The sequence below is a fragment of the Lactobacillus gasseri ATCC 33323 = JCM 1131 genome, assembly GCF_000014425.1.
Lineage (GTDB): Bacteria > Bacillota > Bacilli > Lactobacillales > Lactobacillaceae > Lactobacillus > Lactobacillus gasseri.
In genome coordinates this window covers 1034697-1053804 of the sequence record NC_008530.1, presented here as the reverse complement: position 1 = coordinate 1053804, position 19108 = coordinate 1034697, and the positions used below count along the sequence as shown (strand labels likewise).

Annotated in this window: 14 protein-coding genes; 9 read left to right on the top strand and 5 right to left on the bottom strand. The window is 33.7% G+C overall.

What is annotated here, in order from left to right; all coding sequences use genetic code 11:
* Positions 1-2: 2 nt before the first annotated feature.
* From LGAS_RS05135 to rbsU, 5 genes are all read left to right on the top strand, one after another.
* Positions 3-491, top strand: a complete 489-nt coding sequence (locus tag LGAS_RS05135; RefSeq protein ID WP_003647261.1) for a GNAT family N-acetyltransferase — start codon at positions 3-5, stop codon at positions 489-491.
* A 126-nt stretch (positions 492-617) separates the two neighbouring features.
* Entirely contained in the window at positions 618-1319 is a 702-nt protein-coding gene (locus tag LGAS_RS05130) for a nucleoside phosphorylase (protein WP_011678901.1), read from the top strand.
* 65 nt (positions 1320-1384) lie between these two features.
* Complete coding sequence (locus LGAS_RS05125; protein ID WP_003647262.1) at positions 1385-1834, top strand: ASCH domain-containing protein; 450 nt, start codon at positions 1385-1387, stop codon at positions 1832-1834.
* Between the two features lie 108 nt (positions 1835-1942).
* On the top strand, positions 1943-2338 hold the full coding sequence (rbsD, locus tag LGAS_RS05120) for a D-ribose pyranase (RefSeq protein ID WP_003647263.1): 396 nt from the start codon (positions 1943-1945) through the stop codon (positions 2336-2338).
* Positions 2339-2364: 26 nt separating this feature from the next.
* On the top strand, positions 2365-3255 hold the full coding sequence (gene rbsU / locus LGAS_RS05115) for a ribose/proton symporter RbsU (protein ID WP_003651609.1): 891 nt from the start codon (positions 2365-2367) through the stop codon (positions 3253-3255).
* 64 nt (positions 3256-3319) lie between these two features.
* Here rbsU and LGAS_RS05110 read toward each other — a convergent pair whose 3' ends face one another.
* Positions 3320-4138 carry an AAC(3) family N-acetyltransferase gene (locus LGAS_RS05110; protein WP_003647265.1) on the bottom strand — a complete coding sequence of 273 codons (819 nt, stop codon included), beginning with the start codon at positions 4136-4138 and terminating at the stop codon, positions 3320-3322.
* Positions 4139-4627: 489 nt separating this feature from the next.
* On the opposite strand from LGAS_RS05110, the gene LGAS_RS05105 reads away from it, so the two are divergent.
* Both LGAS_RS05105 and LGAS_RS05100 read left to right on the top strand, forming a co-directional pair.
* Positions 4628-6208 carry an ATP-binding cassette domain-containing protein gene (locus tag LGAS_RS05105; RefSeq protein ID WP_003655180.1) on the top strand — a complete coding sequence of 527 codons (1581 nt, stop codon included), beginning with the start codon at positions 4628-4630 and terminating at the stop codon, positions 6206-6208.
* Entirely contained in the window at positions 6208-7791 is a 1584-nt protein-coding gene (locus LGAS_RS05100) for an ATP-binding cassette domain-containing protein (RefSeq protein ID WP_003647267.1), read from the top strand. Before LGAS_RS05105 ends, LGAS_RS05100 begins: the two co-directional genes overlap by 1 nt.
* Positions 7792-7876: 85 nt before the next feature.
* Here the strand turns inward: LGAS_RS05100 and fni are convergent, their stop codons facing one another.
* Genes fni through mvk form a run of 4 tightly spaced genes read right to left on the bottom strand, consistent with a single transcriptional unit; the run spans position 7877 to position 11917 of the window.
* Positions 7877-8902 (bottom strand): type 2 isopentenyl-diphosphate Delta-isomerase, encoded by a 1026-nt coding sequence (fni, locus tag LGAS_RS05095; protein WP_003647268.1) that lies wholly within the window; start codon positions 8900-8902, stop codon positions 7877-7879.
* A 24-nt stretch (positions 8903-8926) separates the two neighbouring features.
* The gene (locus LGAS_RS05090) at positions 8927-10000 is read right to left on the bottom strand and encodes a phosphomevalonate kinase (RefSeq protein WP_003652953.1); all 1074 of its coding nucleotides are present in this window, start codon (positions 9998-10000) and stop codon (positions 8927-8929) included.
* A 34-nt stretch (positions 10001-10034) separates the two neighbouring features.
* Complete coding sequence (gene mvaD / locus LGAS_RS05085; protein WP_003647270.1) at positions 10035-11000, bottom strand: diphosphomevalonate decarboxylase; 966 nt, start codon at positions 10998-11000, stop codon at positions 10035-10037.
* Positions 11000-11917 (bottom strand): mevalonate kinase, encoded by a 918-nt coding sequence (gene mvk, locus LGAS_RS05080; RefSeq protein ID WP_003647271.1) that lies wholly within the window; start codon positions 11915-11917, stop codon positions 11000-11002. The genes mvaD and mvk overlap by 1 nt, the downstream gene beginning before the upstream one ends.
* A gap of 85 nt (positions 11918-12002) precedes the next feature.
* On the opposite strand from mvk, the gene LGAS_RS05075 reads away from it, so the two are divergent.
* The gene (locus LGAS_RS05075) at positions 12003-15479 is read left to right on the top strand and encodes a PD-(D/E)XK nuclease family protein (RefSeq protein ID WP_003647272.1); all 3477 of its coding nucleotides are present in this window, start codon (positions 12003-12005) and stop codon (positions 15477-15479) included.
* A complete protein-coding gene (addA, locus tag LGAS_RS05070) occupies positions 15480-19094 on the top strand; it encodes a helicase-exonuclease AddAB subunit AddA (protein ID WP_003652957.1) in 3615 nt (1204 codons plus the stop codon). It abuts the gene before it with no gap.
* The last annotated feature ends 14 nt before the right edge of the window (positions 19095-19108 follow it).

The window sequence follows — 19108 nt, the reverse complement described above, 5'->3', positions numbered from 1 at the left end:
TTATGGAGCTAAAAAGGATAACTAATCAAAATCTTTGGGATGTTGTAAATCTCAAAGTCAAGTCAGATCAAAAAGAATATATTGCAGATAATACGATTAGTTTGCTAGAAGCGTATGCAACTCAAAATGAAGGTGAAAAGGTTGAAACCTTTGCGATTTATGAAAAAGATAATTTAGTTGGCTTTGCAATGATTAACTTTAATGTATGCAACTGGGAAGGTGCACCAAAAGTTGCTCGTAATAATTATTGCTTGTGGCGTTTTATGATTGATCAAAAATATCAAGATCAGGCATTAGGAATAGATGCATTAGTTTGCCTTATTAGATATATAAAAAGCATGCCATTAGGAAGAGGAAAGAAACTATATCTTTCTTATGTTCCTACAAATGTTGCTGCTGAAAAACTATACAAAGCTGCTGGCTTTGTGCCTAATGGTGAAAAAATTGGAGAAGAAATTGTTTTAGTTTTAGATTTGGAGAATCAGCTCTGAAACTCTTGACCTGAAGTATTTTTCTAAAAACAAATTACCAAAGATTTTTAACAAGCAACATCAACTTTTTATTGATTATTACTTTAATAAAGACTATCCATTTATTGATTAAGGGAGAGGGTATACATGAATGAAGGACCATTTATTTTAGATTTTGACAAAAATCCGCATGCGGTTCTTGAACCAAATCATGATCAAGAACCGTTTCATTTTCATCCAAGATTGCTTTACGCATTTGTGCCAGAAAAAGAAATTAACGCATTTTTAGATCAACATCTTCATCGTACTTTAGGCAAATTTGAAACATGCTCGTTTAACCCAAAAATCTATGAAGTTCAAATTGACAATGAATTTTTCACTTTGTGTCAAGCACCCTTAGGAGCACCAGCTGCTGTACAATTGCTTGAGTGGTTAATCGCCTATGGTGTAGAAAAAGTCATAACGTTTGGTACTGCTGGAGCTTTGAATGATTTACCAGAAAACGAAATGTTTTTAGTTAAAAGAGCACTTCGTGATGAGGGTACGTCTTTTCATTACATGGAACCAGGACAGTTTATTGATTTAGATCGTGATTTCTTGAATCAAGTAGAAGACGTATTATCTGAATTAAATTTAAAATATGATGAAATCACTACTTGGACAACCGATGGTTTCTTTAGAGAAACGCCTAAAAAGGTTGCGCAATTTCGTCAGTTAGGCGCATCAACTGTTGAAATGGAATGCTCAGCTTTAGCAGCTTGTGCTAAGTTTAGGAAAGTTGATTTTGCTCAAATATTATTTACTGCTGATACTTTAGCCGACATGGAAAATTATGATGAACGTGATTAGGGTAGTGAATCACATCGGACTGGCTTAAGCATTGGCGCCAAAATTTTAACAAGGATCAAATAGGTATGGATGAGAATATACAAACATTTTGGCATCAATTTTGTAAAAAACATAAGATAAATGAAAATACACCCGTTGAAGCATGGGCCTTTGGTGCAACCCAAAAAGATGCTAATGCGTTAGCTTCTTTGGTCGATAAAGGGATTAAGACAGCTACTACTTCAGCTTATGAATTGTATGGTAAAGATGAAAAATTACCTAAAGTAGGTGAGTGGAGCATTATTTTAGATAGTAATGCTAAACCAGTGTGCGTAATAAAAGATGTATGCGCTGAAATCATCTCATATAATTTAATTTCTCAAGAACATGCCTATCATGAAGGAGAGGGCGATCGAAGCTATGCTTATTGGCGAAAGGTTCATGATGAATTTTTTACACGAGAATATAAAGAGCACGGGAAAGTTTTTTATCCTCAGGCGCCGATGGTTTGCAAAGTTTTTGAAAAAATAAAATAAAACGCAGAATTATTACTTGTATAAAATTAGCTAGAAATAATAGATACATGGTAAAATTAATTCCATATGCTAAATTAAGAACGTATTTTAGTAAGGAGTTAACTAAACATGAAAAAGACGGGAGTAATGAACTCAAATATTTCTAGAGTGATTGCTGACATGGGACATATGGATTGGTTAGGCGTGGGGGATGCAGGAACTCCTGTGCCAGCTGAAACTGAAAAGATTGATTTATCGGTTAGACCAGGCTTGCCATCATTTATTGATGTTTTAGAAGAAGTTCTTAAAGAATTAGAAGTTCAGAAAATATATATTGCTGAAGAAATTAAAACTGAAAATCCTAAGCAATTAGAAGCTATTAAAAAGACTCTTCCTAACGTTGAGATCGAATTTATTCCTCATTCAGAACTAAAGAAAGACTTAAAGACATCAAAGGCCTTTATTAGAACTGGAGAGGAAACTCCATATTCTAATGTAATTTTAGAGAGTGGCGTAACTTTTTAATTAATTAGAAATGGAGGAATTAGTCTATGAAGGGAATTGCCCTTTTAGTTGGATTAGGTCCGCTGATAGGATGGGGCTTATTTCCAACAATAGCTGCAAAGATTGGTGGTAAACCGGTAAATCAAATTATTGGAGCAACTTTTGGAACTTTTATTTTTGCAGTAATTTATAATTTGATGCAAGGAATTGCACTCCCTACAGGTTCAGCGTTGATTTGGTCAATTATTTCAGGAATTGGCTGGGCCAGTGCACAAATACTTACTTTCCATTCCTTTACTTTAATTGGTTCATCGGGTACGATGCCGATCACAACTGCTTTTCAGTTGTTGGGGACTTCTCTATGGGGTGTGTTTGCACTCGGAGATTGGCCAAGTACAAACGACAAGTTAGTTGGTTTCCTTGCTTTAGCCTTAATCGTCTTAGGGGCTTGGATGACCACGTGGACTGAAAAGAAGACTGATGAAAACAGTGCCAAGTTGAGAAAAGCCGTCATCGTTTTATTAATTGGTGAAATTGGCTACTGGGCTTATTCAGCTGCTCCACAAGCTGCAAAAATTGATGGTTCGAAGGCATTCTTACCACAAGCTATTGGAATGTGCTTAGTCGCAATTTTCTATGCAATTTATTTAAAAGTTAAGAATCCAAATCAAGCGATTGCTTTAGCTCAAAGAATTTCTTATAAACAAATTATTTCCGGTTTCTTCTTTGCTTTTGCTGCGTTGACATACTTGATTTCAGCACAGCCAGATATGAACGGTTTGGCAACAGGATTTATTTTGTCGCAAACTTCAGTAGTTTTGGCAACCTTAACTGGTATTTGGTTCTTACATGAAAGTAAGACGAAGAAAGAAATGATAGTTACTCTAGTTGGACTAGCTATTATTATTGGTGCTGCGACAATGACAGTGATTGTTTAATTTAATATGAAAAAACTACAGCTCTTTATATGATGAGCTGTAGTTTTTTTGTGGAGTTAAAGTTCTAGTGATTGCAAATTTTTTTATCTTTTTTCTTAAACCACACTCTAGCAAAATTGATTAGTGGTTTTATTTTAATAACCTTAATAAAGCTATTGTTTAATTTAACTTGATTAAATTCATTAGGAAAGTTTCTTTCAAAGGCCAGTCCTAGATCATTAAAATCATCATAAGAATCCATATCTATATTTTGGTAATCAGTCCAGATAGTCTTCCCATTTTTATCTATTCCAGTTGCTGCTGAACAGGTTTCTGTTTTTCTACCAATTGTTGATTCAGCGTAATGTAGAATTGTGCAAGTTTCATAATCGGTTCCTAAAAAAATGATTTTACCATCATTTTGATATAAATAATCTAAAGGACTATTCAAGCCATATGGCATATCAAGTGGCTGCTTGTTAGCAATTTGAACTTTATCTTTGCCCCAAATAGCAATGGGTAGATAGGGATGACAACTACGTACTACATCAGGTAAAGTTCTGAAGTATTCAGGCGTAATGCCTAAACCTTCGCTTGGAGAGGTATCAGGATTATATGGAGGCATATTGTCACGAACTAATTGAATCAAATCTTGTTTAACAGGAGGATACTCCCAATCCGCTGGGTCACAATTAGTAGTGACTTCCGATGGCATCATGATCGTGCCTTGATTTATTGTTTCTTCTAAAGCTTGAACTAAACTTTCCGGTCCACCAGGCACATAATAAAACTTGCTTAAAGCAGTATGAACCATTACCTTGTCAGTAGCTTTTATCTGAGCACTAATGAAGGTGTTTTTAAAATCATCTTTTGTGGTGATCGTAGTAATTATGTCTTGAGTCATAAATTTCTCTTTTCTTGAATCTTAATAATTATTGACTGGGGCGATAGAATACTACTCTTGTTTTGATTTCTGCATTGTTGATTTTGTTTTTCTTGTTACTCATTTATAACTCCTTGTTTTTTAGTGCTTAGCTTTCATAAAGATAATTAAGCTCATTAATACGTATTTTTTACGGTATTTTGAAAGTTCAGGGAAAAGTTATCTATTATTTAGTTAACAAACCCCAAACTTTCATCAAATTTGGGGACATTTCTTAAATATAGCTTAATAACTGAAAGAAAATAATTCAGTTTTAAGCTTAATCCTAAGTTATTTAAAATAAACACCTAGTTTTCACCTCGATCTAACAAGATAAAGTTAGTATAGCATAGCAGAAAGTACTGAATAAATACCACTTAGTATAAAAATATAACCACTTAGAAAAATATGATTGAAAATTAAAAAAAGATTAGTAAAATTAATAATAAATAAATCAGAGGAGGGGAAAGAATGACATTTAAAGAATTAATTAAAAGCAATATACCTCGTTCGATTTTAATTATTGGATTATATATTCTTTATGCCATTACTGGTGCTCTGGGAGAATATCTATTCAAAAATTCATTGAATAATATACTTAAAGGAAATTTTAATGGTTATATTTATTGGACATTTGTTCAAGCAGCAATGGAGATCGGAGCAGCAGTTTTATTGCCAATTGCTACAATTGCTTTAACCAGACAGTCGCAGAATTACTTGCATCAGATTAGGTCAGATATTATGAAACATTACTATAATTCTAGTAATGATGAAAAAGTATCTAAAATGCAAAATGAACTAACCGACAATCTAAAATTATTGACCACTAACTTTCTAACTCCTTGGGTTTCAATTTTAAGTGGAATTCTTGAAATATTTATTTCAGTCGGAATTCTATTAAAGATGAACTGGACTTTGGTTCTAGTTAGTGCAATATTATTGGGAATCAATTTTCTCCTTCCAAAGATTATGGAAAAGAAAACCGCACAAGCTACTAAGGAAGTTAATGCTAAGAATGAAAAGTTACTTAATGTAATTGAACATTGGCTTGGCGGTTTACAAGAATTAAGACGTTTCAGCGCTTATGGCAGATTAAGAAAACAACTTCATCAAGCAAGTGATGACTATACTAAGGCAAGTAAAAAGAGCTGCAAGTATAATACAATTTCTTATCTCTTCAATGGTTGGGGAAATGCCTTAGCACAAATTGGATTGGATTTCTTTGCTGGTATTTTATTCTTAAATCGCTCAATTTCTTTTGGTGAATTTGCAGTTGCTGGCTCATTTGGATTTGCAGTTTTCTCAGCTATTTGGGAAATTACTAGTGCAATCACACAAATCAAGTCAACAAAAGAATTACGTCAAGAAATTTCTGAACTACGTCGCAATGAAAAGCGGACGGTTAAAGCAAGTGCATATGGTGTTTCAGTAAAAGATCTGAAAATTTCATATGATCAAGGTGAAACTATTTCTTATCCTGATTTTACAATTAAAGCTGGAGAAAAAGTGTTACTGACTGGTGACTCAGGAACAGGTAAATCTACCTTGTTTAAAGTCTTACTTGGAAAGTTGAAGGCACAAAGCGGAACTATTACTTACCTAGATAAAAATAATCAACCACTTGAGAATGCTACAGTAGGTTATTTGCCCCAAGATCCAATAGTTTTTCCAGTTTCAATTAAAGAAAATATTACGATGTTTACTAAAAAGCTTGAACAACAAGTACTTAATGTAGTTAACAAAGTTCAGCTAAGCACTGATTTAGCTAAGATGCCTGCTGGGATCAATACAGTTGTTGATTTAAAAAATGAAAACTTATCAGGTGGACAAAGACAAAAAGTGGTTTTGGCAAGAAGTGAAATTCATCAGCAACCATTTGTTTTGATGGACGAAGTAACTAGTGCGATTGATCAAAAAGCCACTGAAAAAATTGTTGATGGATTGCTAAAGACAGATCAAACAGTTTTAATGATTGCTCATAATTTTACACCAGAATTGAAGGCTAAGTTTGATCATGAAATAAAACTAGAAAAGAAGGGAGGACACAGGTAATGAATTTTAGGGAATTAATAAAAATTAAACCAGCTAGGTTTTGGTTGTTTGTCGTAATTACTGTCTTAACGCCAATCGCGATAATTGGTAATACAGCACTAGTTCAATTAGAAACGACAATTGTTCTGTCACGTAATTTACGTAATTTTGTAATTATTTCAGCAATAAGCTTAGTGGTTGCTGCTTTAAGCTATGTATTTATAAATGTCAGTCAATATTTGATTACTTATCAAGCACAAGACTTAAATAATTCAGTTAGAGATAAGATTGTTAAGCACTACTTTTATGATGGCAAAAAACATCAAGTTCCTGAAATGCAAAATAGACTAACTAATGACTTACAAATGGTTAATGAAAACTACATTGGTGCTATTTTTAATTTACTGTATGGTAGTGTTATGATTATTTCAATTATCATATATTTAATTATGTTAAATTGGATCTTATTACTTACGATTTGCTTAATTGTGGCAATTACTTTAGTCCTTCCAAAGCTAATTGAGAAACCACTACAAAAAGCAAATCAACTTATTTCTGATAACAATCAAGTTTATTTAGATACTTTGAATGATTGGCTTCAGGGATTAGAGCAATTAAGACAATTTGCTGCTGGAGCAAAGTTATTTTCAGTTTCTCAGTTAGCAAGTAAAAAACTTGAAGATGCAAATGTTAAACAAACAACTTATACTAAATTGCTTAATGCTATTACTGGTATTGCCTCTGCAATTTTTGGCTTAATTATCTTTTTGTTGTCGGGTCTTTTAGTTAAGAATGGTTTATTAGAGATTAGTGCACTTTTAGTTGTTGGTAATTTCAGATTTTATTTAAATCAAGCTATTAATCAGATTTCAAATGCCCGTGGTCAAATGAAAGGAATTAAAAAACTAGTTAAGGAAATAGATGAATCTGCAGCACCTGTAAGTCATTCACGTAAAACCAGTTCTGTTGCTCCTGCAACGATTAAAACAGAATCATTGGGATTAAAATTTCCAAATGGAGAAAGTTTAACTTATCCTGATCTTCAGATTAAGCAAGGGGAAAAGATCTTATTAACTGGTGATTCTGGTGCGGGAAAGTCAACTTTGTTTAAGCTAATTCTTGGTGAATTAAAACCAAGCAAGGGAAGGGTAATCTTTGAAGATAAGAATGGAAAAGAAATTACTCCGGATTTAAGAAAAATTGGATATCTTCCACAAGATCCAGTAGTTTTTCCAGCTTCAATTTTAGATAATATTACGATGTTTAATGACAAATTAGATAATAAAGTAGCTGAGGCTGTGAAAGAAGTAAATCTTTCCGGGGATCTAAAGAGATTTGATAAGGGAATAGATAAGGAACTTAACTTAGATAAATTGAATATTTCTGGTGGGCAAAGACAGAAGATAGTTTTGGCTCGTGCTAAGGTTCACGATAGCGATATTATTTTGATCGATGAAGGAACAAGTGCAATTGATCAAAAAGCAACAATGGATATTTTGAATAATTTATTAAAGAGTAAGGCAACCATTGTTTTTATTGCACATAATTTTAATGAAAAGATGCATGATCTATTTGATCGAGAAATTCACTTAGTAAAAGAATAAAAGAAAAAAGCTTTTGTAAAATGCAAAAGCTTTTTTCGATGCTTTCAAAAAATGGTTGCACAATGCAGTCATTAAAGAAAATAGCTTAATTATAAATTTGTCGAGTAAAATTATATAAATCGGTATCAAGATAATACTTAACTTCATCTGCTTCAGCAATATCCTTTAATCCAAATAGGGCAGTTAGGAGACGTAATTCGTATTTAAGATTTTGAATTGCGACAATCAAGGATTCGGTATCCTGACTAGCAAACTGTAAGAAATAATTGGCAATCCCAACATATTGTGCACCTAAAACTAAGGACTTGAAAATATCTAAAGCATTGGTAATACCACCTGCAGCAATAATCGTCTTATTAACCGGAATGGTTCGTGCAGCAAGCAGAGTTTTAACTGTTGAAAGACCAATGTCTTCTAAAAACATTAGTTTTTGGTTTTTTCGTCTTTCATTTTCAATCTGAGCAAAATTTGTTCCACCACTACCACCTAAGTCAATAATTGAAAAGTCATTGATCAAGAGAGTCCGCAAAGATTCGGGGTCAATTCCCATTCCCACTTCTTTAATAATAATCGGAACATCGACTGTTTGACGAATTGCCTTCAGATTATCAAGCCAATGAAAATCTCGGTCTCCTTCAGGCATCACAGCTTCTTGAACACTATTAAGGTGAATTTGAAGGGCGTTGGCATCTAATGCATCGACAATTTTTTGAGCCACTTTAGGATTAGTAGTTGGATTAACATTAGCAAAAAGTAGACCATCAGGATTTTCTTGCCGAGCAATTTCAAAACTTTTTATTTGATCAATTTCTTTTTCAAGAATGCTAGCAGAACCTAAGGCCATGGGAATATTCTCTTTAGCTGCTGCTTTAGCGAGGCGTCGATTAATTGTATATGAAGCATCTGAGCCACCTGTCATTGCATTGATAAAAAATGGAGCACTGATCTTTTGGCCAAACATTTCTGTTGTAATGCTTTCTTTTCTTACTGCGCTTTCAGGCAGAGCAGGGCGAATTAGATGTATATGATTAAAATCATTATTTTTATTACTATTAAAAAACATCTTAGCCAATGCTAGATGTTCTTCTTTTCTTTGGGATCTTTGTGACATAATTGTTTCCTAGTATTAAATTAATTAAGCAATTGAATGAACTAAAAAGTTTAGTGGCATAATTCCATTTTCACGCCAAATATTTTTCATTTCTTCAATATCAGTTTGTTCATCTGCAATCACAATGCCGCAATCACCATTTCCTGCACCAGAAGTCTTAGCAGCACCATTAAATTGCTCGGCAATATTAATTAATTTCGTTAGACGTGGAATTTCGATAGCAATATGATTAAGCGTAGCGAAATCCTTTAACAATTGACGATTTAGGCGAATTTGTTTTTGAATTAAAGCAATATTCTTTTCATTAAACCCTGTAATCATATCAAGAACGCATTGTCTGGATTGCTCTAAGAAAGTATCATATTGGGTTTTAATAAATTTCTTTTTAGCATTAGTCTTATCAACTAATTGTGAAGTTGAAGCAGGTTTTTGGCTCCAACCAATTACTAAATTTAATCCTTCAGGAGGAGTTAATAATTGAATTTTTAGACCCGGCCAAGCTTCATTTAAAACTTCACTAAGAGACTTAGTAGCTAATTCTTTCTTAAGCCATACTTTGTCAAAAGTTTGATAAGCAAGCCATCCACCATAGACACTGGCGGCAATATCACCAGCTGAGCCGTTTCCTTGAACACTATAGTGAGAGATAGCTGAAAGCTTAAAGATAAGATCTTTAGTACAATGTAAGCCATAAAAATTAAGAATTGCCTTTACAGTTGCAACTGTAACAGCTGCAGATGAACCAAGACCATACTTCTTACCATCAGCTGAGTCAAGATCAGAATTAACATGTAAGTCGTATAAAGACATTGGAACTTTTTGTTCTAAGCAAAAACGTTCTGTAAATTTAATCGCAGATAAAATATATTCAAACGGGTTATCACGATTATCGATTACCATTTGATTGCCTTTACGAATCCAGTGAATAGAATCTTGAGAATACTGCTTAGAGTGAATTAAACCACTAGTGCCAGTGCTCTTAGCAATAGATACACGTACAAATTCATTTACTGCAACTAAAATGGCAGGGCAGTTTTGCTCAAGAACTGCATACTCTCCCGCAATATACAATTTTCCTGGTGCTTGTTCTGTAATCAACGAATATTCCTCTAATCTTTTTATTTTCAAATTACTAAAGCAGAGTAACGCCTGGGCCGAAACTCGCAACGACTATTTTAACATTAGTCAATGATTTCTGAACAGCTGAAATAATTTCTTTTCTATTTCTTAAGGTACAGAGAATTTTTACATTTGGACCAGCATCGATTGTATAGTAGCATTCAATGCCTTGTTTTCTTAAATCTTCTACTAATTTAATCGCTTTGATTGTTTCGGGCTCAAAATATGTGAACGGCTCATTAGCTGTTAAGTTGCAAGCATGCATTTCATTAGCGCTTAATTCGCTGAGCTTGCCAATTTTAGTAAAATCTTTTTCCTTAATCGCTTGTTTTAGTTCAGCAATTTCTTGTTTATTTCTAGCTAACCAAGGCTGATAGAAAGGAGAAGTTTGAGCTAATTTCATCCCTTTCGTTGAAGAAATTTTCTTTTGTTTTGTATCAACTTCAAGTGCTAAGAGTGACAGATCAAGATCTGGATTTTCATCAATTGGAATAGCATAGGAACTTGCATCATCAATTCCTTTTTGCCATTCGACAAAGCCTCCATAAATCGATCTGGTTGCTGATCCTGAGCCAAGACGAGCTAATCTCGAAAGATCTTTTCTTGAAAGATCTAAGTCATAGCTTGCAGCAAAACTTGTTGCCAAAGCTGCAAAGGCTGATGCTGACGAAGCAAGTCCGGCAGAAGTTGGAACGTGGTTAGTAGACTTGATTATAAAATGATCATTAAAGCCAAATTTTTCTTGTAATAAATGAATATAATTAAAGACGCGTTTACTTTCTTCAGGTCCTTGCTCTTGATCATTTAAAATAAATGTATCTTCAGTTAATGAAGAATCATGTTCAAAAGTAGTATCAGTATAAAAAGCATCTAAGGTCATTGATAGACTAGACATGAGTGGGGTTTTCAGGGCTTGATTCGCTTTTCCCCAGTATTTGATTAGCGCAATGTTAGTATGCGCACGAGCAGTTTTTTTCATTAGATTTCCTCAATCCAGTAATTATCAAAGTTTGCTTGGGACTTTTGCGCAATTTTTTGTGCAGTTGCTTGGTTAGGACATAGGGCAATCACAATTCCGCCAAGGCCGCCGCCAGATAGCTTAGTCCCTAAGGCTCCATTGTCGTTAGCAATTTTACAAATATTATCAATTTTTTCAGTTGAAAGATCGAATGAGGCTAAAATGCTTTGAGCTTCATTAAAAATCTTGCCAATTTCTTCAGCATTTTGCTTGAGCCAATTCTCTTGAGTCGCAGTAGCAAGCTCACCAAGACGAGCAATTTGTTTCTTTTTAAGATCACTTTCATCCATTTGCTTTTTAACTGCTTGCACCGCAACTTTGGTATTTCCCAGCTCGCCAGTATCCATAATTAAGAGGGTAGCGCCTAATTTTTGAGAAAGTTGTTGTGGACCATCTTGTTTATTAAAGAAGACTAGATAATCTGAACTAACGGTAGCTGCATCAAGACCAGAAGCTTTACCGTGGTTAATCATTTCCGCATGATTAGTAATTTCCATGATCTCATCGTGGTCCAAATTTAAGTTTAAGAATTGTGATAAAGCTTTAGTTGTACCAAGAGCTACAACAGCACTTGAACCTAAGCCACGTTCAATTGGAATTTCTCCGCTGTAAGTAATCTTAACGTCAGGCGCATCAGCAACTTTAGCCAACATAGTTTTGACAATGTACTTAATGCCATCATATTCATCTGGTGCAACAAAAAAAGCACCGTGGTAGTGATTTGTATCCATCCATGTAGGACCAGCAGTTTCTTCAACAGTTGTGCTGATATTTAAGGCTTGGATTGGTAAAGCAAGTGCATTATATCCATACACAACAGAATGTTCACCAATTAGAATCACTTTTCCATGTGCTTTAACTTCTACTTTTTTATTCACGATTATCGTTCCTATATTATAAATTTCATTAAGTCTATATCGTTTGTCCATATGCTAAAATATTTGCTAAGGAGACTAGAGACTTATGATTAATGTAATTACTGGTAGACAAGTAGACAACTTGCAAAATGAGATTATCGATCAAGCTGTTAAGTCATATTACCAAGATAAAACGCACGATGTTTTTATTATCGTGCCAAACCATATTAAGTTTACCACAGAAGTACGAGCACTTAGCAAGCTCTCTGTTTTAACAAATAAAAAACAAGTAGCAGTTAATAAACTCCATATTCTTTCTTTTTCAAGACTAGCCTGGTATTTTTTGAAAGATGAAGCAATCAAATTACCGCAAATTCTGGATGATGCCGCTAGTGTGATGCTACTTGAACAAATTGTTAAGGATCATCAGGACGAATTAAAACTATTTCAAAATAAAAATCAAATTACGTCTGGTGCTTTAAGGCAAATGTATGAAGCGATTTTATCGGTTCGGGCTGGAAATATTGACTTAGAAAACATTGATAATGAAAAATTAAATGAAGAAACCAGCTATAAAGTCCATGATTTGCAAATTATCTATGATGATTTTATTGATCGTCTATCTGAAAAATTTGCAACTAAAGATGAGATGCAGCTCTTGCTTAATGAGTTTTTAGCTAAAAGCGATAGTTTAAGCACGATGGTATTTTACTTCTCCGATTTTTCGCATTTTTCCTTGCAAGAATTAACTTCAGTACGCTTAATTTCAAAAAAAGCTAAGAATACGACTTTGGCGTTTAAGACAAAAATTGGCAAAATAGATAGTAAAGCGGAACAAGGAGACTATGATTATGTGGTTCAAAGAACAATTAGACAACTAGAGCATTTTTGGCAAAATCAGCAATTAAATTATCAAACTACTGAATTTCCACTTACTAAAACTAATCCTAGCTCCCTATTAAATGGAGTTTGGACCAAGACAAATGGTTTTGATGAAAGTTTAAGTAAGTTTTTGCAGCCAGTTAAAGCAGATTCTAGATATGCCGAAGCATATTTTGTTGCGCGGACAATCTACCAGCAAGTTGCTTTAAACAATTATCGTTATCAAGACTTTTTAGTTTTAGCGCCAAATCTAAATGAATATGAAACTTACTTAACGCCAATTTTGCGTCAAAATAATATTCCTTTCTTCAATGACCTGCAAAAAGAGATGAAGTATCATCCCTTAGTCGTTGCGGTAGAAAATCTCCAGCAAATTTTTAAGCGGGGTTTTCAAACAGATAATGTAATTGCTCTAATGAAAACGCAGCTTTTTATTCCCGAATGGTATAAAAGCGTAGCGCGTTATCAAAATGATGTAGATTTACTTGAAAACTTTGTGTTGGCACATGGTATTAAGGGAGAACTTTGGAAAAAACCTTTAAAAAGTTTTGTGGATGCGGAAGTAATTGCACTTGATAAGTCAGAGCAAGAGGTAGAAGAACTTGACCGTTTGCGTAAATACTTTATTAGTATTCTAAGTGAATTTTTTGAAGATATAGAAACAGAAAAAGATCCGCAAGCTGGAGTGACGATTTTTTGGAACTTCTTAATTAAAAATCGAGTTGCAAAAAGACTAGAGGCTTGGCGAAAGGAAGCAAATGATGCTGGCGACTTACAGTTAGCGCAGCAACCTGAACAAGTTTGGTCAACCTTAAACGATTTGTTAAAGGACTACTTATTAGTAGCTAAGGAATTTTCTTTAGAACAATTTTTTGATCTCTTAATTAGCGGATTTAGTGAGGCTAATTTTTCACAAATTCCATCTACTCTTGATGCAGTTAATATCTCTGAAATGGGAATGGTTCAAGGACAAGGTTATAAGCAAGTATTTATTATTGGGGCAACAAGTAGTAATTTGCCGCAGATTGAAAAAATTCCAGGTTTCTTTAGTTCAGAAAACTTAGAACAACTAAATGATGGAAATAATGCTAGTGGCTATTTAGAAGATCAGCAAAAAATTAATAATCTAGATCAGAATTATCAATTTGGTAATGCACTAAGTTTAGCTAGTGATAAGATTTATATTTCTTATCCTGTAATTAATACGGCAAATGAACAATTAGAACCATCTATCTTTTATAAACAACTTCTCAGGTTAACTCAGGCAAATGAATTTTCACAGCATGATTTACCTAGTTCTGCTGGCGATCTTTTAACTTTTATGACTAATCCGGAAGCTAGTCTAGGTTACTTAACTTATTTAAAGGGCAAACAAGAAGTTAATGTAGATTCTATCTTGGAGTTGACTGAGCAAGAAATAGGCGAAGTAGCTCAAAATGTGCTTGAAGGAAGTAATTTTAAGAATGTTCCTGAGAATCTCCCTCCCAAATTGGCCCAAGAACTATACGGAGATCGGATAGAGACTTCAGTTTCACAACTTGAGACCTATTACCAGAATTCTTTTGAATATTTCTTAAATTATGGGCTTCATTTAAAGAAGAGGTTTGAAAATGAGCTTGATGTAATTCAAGCAGGTAATTATTATCACGAAACGTTTGACTATTTAGTTAAAAAAATTAAGGAAAAAAACTTGGATTTTGCTGATTTAACTGACAGTAAGTTAAATCAGCTACTAATTGAAGTACGAGAAGAATTAAAAGAAAAGGGGAGATATCGTCAGCTTTTAAACGATCCATTCAATAAATATTTGTTCCATAAGCTAGACCAAACTACATCTAATGTTGCCCATTATTGGCATAGTAATGTAAATAAAACAACTTTTAGACCACAATATTCGGAATTAAGTTTCGGCAAAAATCAAAAAGTGACAGGGCTATCTTATAGCTGGAAAGATGAAAATAATCAAAAGAAGATTGTTGATCTACGAGGAAAAATGGATCGAGTTGATCTGGCTAAGGTGAATGATCGAGTTTTAGGAGAGGTAATTGACTATAAGTCTTCTGCGAAGAAATTTGACTTAGGCCTCTTTGCCAATGGGATTTCAATGCAGATGATTTCTTATTTGGAAGTCTTAAAAAAGAATAATAAGTTTTTTGCTCAAGGTAAAAACTTAGATGTTTTAGGAGCTTTTTATCAAAATATTACTAGCAGCTTGGAACGCTTAAGTAGTGATAAGATGATTCTAAGTAACTATCAAATTAAGGATCTTCTCAAAGAAAGCACAAAGAAGCTAATGTATAACGGAATTTTAGTTGCCGATGAAGAGATTCTGGACCTAATTGAACCAGGAATGGAGAAAGATCGAGCTACTTCGGAAATATATAGCAGCATTAAAAGAAAGGTTAATGGTGATATTAGCTGGCCACGAAATCAGAGCTTTACCCCTGATCAACTAGAATTGCTGTTAGCATATAACTCTTACTTAATCAAGAATGCTGGAAGTGAAATCTTATCAGGTAAGATTAAACTTGATCCATATACTTATGGACAACAAAGTTCCTTAACTTATTCTGACTTTAAAGATATTTTCTTCTTTGATGCTATGTTAAAAGAAAATAATTACCATAAGATTAAAGCAATTGATAAGAAGACGCTTTTAAACTTAATTAAAGAAAAACTGGATTTGGATGGTGACGAATAGGTGACAAATTTTACTAAAGAACAAGATCAGGCAATTAATGATGCCGGAAAAGATATCTTAGTTTCTGCATCTGCTGGTTCAGGTAAGACTACCGTTTTAGTTGAGCGAGTTTTAAAAAAGATTCTGTCGGGTACACCAGTCTCATCTTTACTGATTATTACTTTCACTAAGGCCGCAGCACGTGAAATGAAAGAACGAATCAAACAAAAGATAAGCGATCAACTTGAAATTGAACCTGATAATCAATTTTTACGTAGTCAATTATTAGATGTCGATACAGCTAATATTTCTACGATTGACTCTTTTTGTTTAGATGTAATTAGACGTTTTTACTATGTAATTGACCTTGATCCGCAATTTAGTGTTTTAACTGATGAAACTCAGGCAGAACTTTTGAAAGAGCGCGCCTTGCGTGAGATAGAGGCAGATTATCTTGAAGGAGATAATCAAGACTTTCAAGATTTTTATGATAATTTCTCAGGGGATCGGGATGCAGAAGGCGCTCGCAACTTGCTCTTGCAACTGTATAATACAGCAACGACCGAACCAAACTATGAGAAGTTTCTCGATAATCTGCCGACTTGCTATGAAGTAGGCGATAATTTAATTCGATCTAATTTGTGGCAGCAGCAAATAAAGCCTCTTTTACTTAAAGAAATATCCGATTTAAAAGCAGAAGTAGAAGCTCTGCTTGCTGAACCAGAAATAAATAGTTCTGATTTAGTTAAAGTTAAAGAGAATTATGACATTTTTTCTAATCGTTTAGATAGCTTTTGGGAATCTTTAAATACTGACCAACCGTACAACGAAATTCGTGCTAATTTAATGAATTGTAAATTTGAAAAAGCAGTCCGAAAGTCTAAAAAATGGTCAGATGAAAGCATTGAAGTATATCAAGATAGTCAAGATTTAAAATTAGACTTGAACGATCAACTTAAAAAGATTTTTGCTAGCTTTTTTGTGGTTGAAGAAAAAGAGCAAATAGCAGTTTTGCAAAAGTCAGAAAAGATAGTTAAAACAATTGTTGCAGCTGAGAAAAAATTGATTCAAAAATTCAGTCAATTAAAACGTGAGCAAAATTTGATTGACTATAGCGATATGGAGCAATTTGCTTTTAGTATTTTGACGACAGATACTTCAAATGCACATATTGCACAAGAATATTATCAAGAAAAATTTAACGAGATCTTGATTGATGAATATCAAGATGTGAACGCACTTCAAGAAAATATCATTAAAGCCATTAAAAAGAAGGGGCAGAACACGCTTTTTATGGTTGGGGATGTCAAGCAGTCAATTTATGGCTTTAGGCAAGCACGGCCAGACCTCTTTTTGAGTAAGTATCATACTTATGGTAAAGATAATGATAGTGAAAAAATCATCCTAGCTGATAATTTTAGATCAACCAAAAGGGTCACCAAAACAGTTAATGACTTATTTAATCCAATTTTGACAACTAATTTTGGTGGTATTGATTATAAAAAAGAAGGCCAATTACAGTTCGGAGCTAGCTATTATCCATCAGATTTGCCGACAGCAAGTGAATATATTTTTACCGATAAAAAACAAACCCAGTCGGCTTATGAAGATCAATATGGCGATGAAATGGATTTTAGCGAAGTTCAGATGGTAATTGCGAGAATTAAGCAATTAAAAGCAGAAAATTTTCAAGTTTGGGATCGCAGAACGCAGCTTAAAAGGCCACTTGAGTATTCAGATATTGCAATTATTACAAGAACTAGAAGTGATAACTTGCAGGTAATGCAAGAATTTGCCAAAGCTGATTTACCTTTATTTGTTACTGATGCGCAAAATTATTTTCAAACTTTTGAGTTGATTATGATTATGAATTACTTAAGGTTGATTGATAACCCTCAGCAAGATATTCCTCTAGTAGCTGTAATGAGATCACCCCTATTTAACTTCAAAGAACCAGAACTTGCACAAATTCGCGTTAAAACTCCAGCTGGCAATTTTTATACTGCGCTTACTAGCTTTGCATCAGTTAATTCGTCTCTAGGAAAGAAATGTAAAGAATTTTTACAGCAGCTTGAAACTCTTCGCTCATTTGCTGCTACGCACCGAATTTCTGAGTTGATCTGGAGTATTTACGAAAAAACACATCTTTTAGAAATTGTCACTGGTTTACCAAATGGGCAACAACGTAGAGTTAATCTTGAATCTTTGTATGAACGGGCAACTTCGTATGAAAGTGCAGGTTTTAAAGGCTTGTATCAATTCATTAGTTTTATTGAGCGAATGAGAAAGAATCAAAAAGATTTAGCTCAACCTCTCTTAAGCGATAAAGCAGATAATGCAGTGAAATTAATGACTATTCATGCTTCTAAGGGACTAGAGTTTCCCATAGTATTTGTAATGGGATTAGGACATCAGTATCAGACTAGAGACTTAAGTGGAAATTTCACAATTAGTCAGAATGAATTAGGTTTAACGATAAAAGAAAAAAATTATCGTATTGATTCTTTAGTTAAATCATTAGCTGATGTTCAAAAAAGACAACAAATGCTTGAAGAAGAAGCAAGAATTTTATATGTTGGCTTAACTAGAGCACAGCAGAAATTGATCTTAGTGGCAAGCGTGAACGAAATTGAAAACAAACGAAAAAAATGGGTGAGTGAGCTTGATCAAAAGAAAGATATAATTCCATTAGTTAAAAAGATTAATGCTCAATCACCGCTTGATTTTTTAGGACCAAAGCTAGAGCAAAAACATGAATTTGATCAAACTATTCGAGATATGACCTCTGCTTTAGAAGAACAAGATAAGCTCTATTATTTAAAATTCAATCTTGACTTGGAGCCTGAGAAAATTAAAGATCAAAATGAGGATAGCCAAGAAGTAAATTCTAACGTAAACAAGGTAGTTAAAGAATTGTACAACTTTAAGTATCCATTTGAAGATGCTACTAAGACTACAGCTTATCAGTCTGTATCTGAAATTAAAAAAGCCTTTAATGATCCAATAGATACAGAGCTTGAAAACTCTCGTCTTATATCTTCAAGTAATCGTTATTTACAACCAATTGATGAAACACCAACCTTTTTAGAGGGACAAAAATTTACTGGTGCTGAAATAGGGACGGCAATGCACTTAGTTTTGCAATATTATAATTATGAAGGTAATAAAGACCAAGAAAATTTAGATCAAGAAATCGATCAGCTCGTTGAATTAGGAAAACTGAATTCTTTAATGGTTCCGCATTTGTCTAAAGAAGCTTTAAATTGGTTTGTAATGAGTGATTTTGCTAAAGAATTTTGGAAGCAACCGGATAAATTACATAGAGAAAGCCAATTTTCAAGTCTCGTTAATGCTAGTGAATTATTTAATGACTTTTCTGATCCATCTGCGAAGGTTTTAGTTCATGGAACGGTGGATGGATATTTTGAAGCAAAAGATGGTCTTATTTTATTCGATTACAAAACTGATTTTGTCGATAAAACAAACGAAGAACAAGCAATTGAAAAAATTAAGCAAAAATATACCGGACAGCTACGGCTATATGAACAAGCTCTAAATGAAATGAATAATGATAAGAAGGTTATTGGAAAATATTTGATTTTGCTTGACGCAAGGAAAGTGGTCCCAGTAGACTAGAAACAGAATAGAAG

Coding starts and splice junctions, on each gene's coding strand:
- rbsD (WP_003647263.1), top strand. CDS start 1,943: ATGAAAAAGACGGGAGTAATGAACTCAAATATTTCTAGAGTGATTGCT.
- LGAS_RS05125 (WP_003647262.1), top strand. CDS start 1,385: ATGGATGAGAATATACAAACATTTTGGCATCAATTTTGTAAAAAACAT.
- mvaD (WP_003647270.1), bottom strand. CDS start 11,000: ATGAAAAAAACTGCTCGTGCGCATACTAACATTGCGCTAATCAAATAC.
- LGAS_RS05075 (WP_003647272.1), top strand. CDS start 12,003: ATGATTAATGTAATTACTGGTAGACAAGTAGACAACTTGCAAAATGAG.
- LGAS_RS05105 (WP_003655180.1), top strand. CDS start 4,628: ATGACATTTAAAGAATTAATTAAAAGCAATATACCTCGTTCGATTTTA.
- LGAS_RS05130 (WP_011678901.1), top strand. CDS start 618: ATGAATGAAGGACCATTTATTTTAGATTTTGACAAAAATCCGCATGCG.
- LGAS_RS05100 (WP_003647267.1), top strand. CDS start 6,208: ATGAATTTTAGGGAATTAATAAAAATTAAACCAGCTAGGTTTTGGTTG.
- fni (WP_003647268.1), bottom strand. CDS start 8,902: ATGTCACAAAGATCCCAAAGAAAAGAAGAACATCTAGCATTGGCTAAG.
- rbsU (WP_003651609.1), top strand. CDS start 2,365: ATGAAGGGAATTGCCCTTTTAGTTGGATTAGGTCCGCTGATAGGATGG.
- LGAS_RS05135 (WP_003647261.1), top strand. CDS start 3: ATGGAGCTAAAAAGGATAACTAATCAAAATCTTTGGGATGTTGTAAAT.
- LGAS_RS05110 (WP_003647265.1), bottom strand. CDS start 4,138: ATGACTCAAGACATAATTACTACGATCACCACAAAAGATGATTTTAAA.